A 2,499-nucleotide genomic window follows, 5' to 3' on the forward strand; every position below is an offset into this window, starting at 1 on the left:
CCCGGTGATCCACTTGCAGGCCGAGACGTAGCCGTACAGGCCCGGCACCACCATCCGCACCGGAAAGCCGTGCTCGGCGGTCAGCGGCTCGCCGTTCATGCCGACCGCGAGCATCGCGTCCCGGCCGTCCATCACCACCGCCGTCGGGGAACCGATCGTCATGCCGTCGCTGGACGAGGCGACCAGCTGGTCGGCCTCCGACGCGATGCCGGCCTCGCGCAGCAAATCGGCCAGCAGCACGCCCCGGAAGGTGGCGTTGCCGACCAGCTCACCGCCGACCTCGTTGGACACGCAGCACAACGTGATCCAGCGCTCCACCAGCGGCCGGGCCAGCAGGTCGGCGAAGGTCAGGGTCAGCGGCCGGGCCACCATGCCGGTGATCCGCAGCTTCCAGGTGTCCGGGTCGATCTGCGGCACCGCCAGCGCGGTGTCGATCCGGTAGAACCGGTCGGCCGGCGTCCGGAACGGCACCGAGGTCAGGCCCCGGTCGTAGTTGGTCGCGGTGGCGTTGCCGACCGCCCCGGCTGAGGCCGACGGCCGGGCGTCCGGGCCGGAGACCGGTGCGGGCAGCCGGATCGCCGCCCGGGCCGCCGTGGTGTCGAAGCGCCGGTGCTGCAACGCCCGGCCGCCGAAGCCACCGAGCACCGCCGCGACCGCCGTCGTCAGCCCGGCGGCGAGAAAGCTGCGCCGGCCGGAACCGGTCTGCTCACCGTCGTCGGCCGGCGCCACCGCTGCCACCAGCTGCCACAGCGCGGCCATTCCGGCGAGCACCCCGAGTGCCGAGGGCACCGCGTCGCTCACCCGGTGCGCGGCGGTGGTCTGGGAGGAGTAGACGCCGAGCAGGCCGAGCAGCCCGACGCCGAGCAGGCCGAGGCGCAGCCGGCGCACCGCGACGATCCCGATTGCGACCGCGCAGCCGGCCAGCACCAGGTAGATGCCGGTGAGCAACACGTGCTTGTCGCCGGTGCCGAACTGCCGGATCGCCCAACGCTTGACCGGTTCCGGGGTGAGCAGGATCAGCCGGTTGCCGACCGCGATCACCGGGGAAGCGGCCGGCCGGACCAGTGCTGCCACCAGCTCGCCGACGCCCACCGCGACCCCGCCTGCGAGCAGGCCGATCAGCGCAGCGGTCGTTGTCCTGGATGCCACAGCATCCATGATCGCGCCAGAGTCCGGGCGATGTTCTTACGATCTCGATACGAACGCTGGTGGCCGGCGCCCGGTCGCAGCCGGATGCCGGCCACCCTGTCACGGGCAGCCCACGGTCAGGCGCAATCCCGGAAGTAGAAGCCGCCTCCCGGGGCGCAAGCAATCTCGACGCCTTTCTGGGTGAAGCGAGCTATTCGTTCGGTCAGTCCGCCTGATCGCCCAGCGCGGCCGCCAGCATGGTCCGGCGCGGGGTGGCCCCGATGTCGCGGACCGCGCGGACCAGCGCCGGCCCGCTGCCGTGCACCACCGACAGGTGCGCCCGGGCCCGGGTCAGGGCGGTGTAGACCAGCGGCCGGGACAGCATCCGGCCCGCCTCCGGCGGCAGCACCACGATCACCCCGCGGAACTCCGAGCCCTGCGCCCGGTGCACCGTGATCGCCCAGCCGTGGCTGATGTCGGCCAGCATCTTGCCCGACACCTCGGCCAGCGCCGGCGACGTGGTGCCGAAGTCGATGGTGACCACCCGGTCGCGGACCGCGGTCACCGTCCCCACCTCGCCGTTGGCGAAGCCGGTGGGGGTGGCCTCCAGGTGGTTGGCGGTGGCGACCACCCGGTCACCCGGGTCGAACCGGCCGCCGGACCTGCCGAACGGCGACGGATTGAGCTTGGCCTTGAGTGCGGCGTTGAGCTCGATAGTGCCGGCCGGTCCGCGGTGCACCGGGGTCACCACCTGGATCTGGTCGGTGTCGATGCCCAGTGCCCGGGGGATCGAGTCGGTCGTCAGCTGCACCACCCGGTGCGCGCAGTCGGCCGAGCCGCGGGCCGGCACGATCACCACCTCGCGGTCCGGGGAGTCCACCGCGGGCAGCTGCCCGGCCCGCACCGCGGTGGCCAGCCGGGCGATCGCGCCACCGGCGTCCTGCCGGTACAGGGTGGCCAGCTCCACCACCGGAACCGCGCCGGAGGAGATCAGGTCGGCCAGCACCTGGCCCGGGCCGATCGAGGGCAGCTGCGCGGAGTCGCCCACGAACATCAGGTGGGTGCCGTCCGCGCAGGCCCGCAGCAGTGCCGCCGCCAGCTCCACGTCCAGCATGGATGCCTCGTCGACCACCACCAGCTGCTCGTCCAGCGGCCAGTCCGCGCCCCGGGCGAAGCCGGCGCTGAAGTCCACCTCGCCGCCCTCGCCGGCCCGCGGCTGGACGCCCAGCAGCCGGTGGATGGTCATCGCCTCGGCGTCGCACAGCTCGGCCAGCCGCTTGGCGGCCCGGCCGGTCGGGGCGGCCAGCGCCACCGACTTGCCCAGCCGGCCGGCCTCGTGCACCACGGTGGCCACCGTCCGGCTCTTGCCGG

The 2,499-nt window shown here is 73.7% G+C and carries 2 protein-coding genes; both read right to left on the reverse strand.

What is annotated here, in order from left to right; translation table 11 throughout:
• Positions 1–1,149 (reverse strand): molybdopterin-dependent oxidoreductase (locus VLJ82_RS12380; protein WP_408663661.1); only part of this gene is annotated, 1,149 nt, incomplete at its 3' end.
• A gap of 202 nt (positions 1,150–1,351) precedes the next feature.
• On the reverse strand, positions 1,352–2,499 hold a 1,148-nt coding region (locus VLJ82_RS12385), incomplete at its 5' end, for an ATP-dependent DNA helicase (RefSeq protein ID WP_408663662.1).

The sequence above is a fragment of the Jatrophihabitans sp. genome, from assembly GCF_035474675.1.
Classification (GTDB): domain Bacteria; phylum Actinomycetota; class Actinomycetes; order Mycobacteriales; family Jatrophihabitantaceae; genus Jatrophihabitans_A.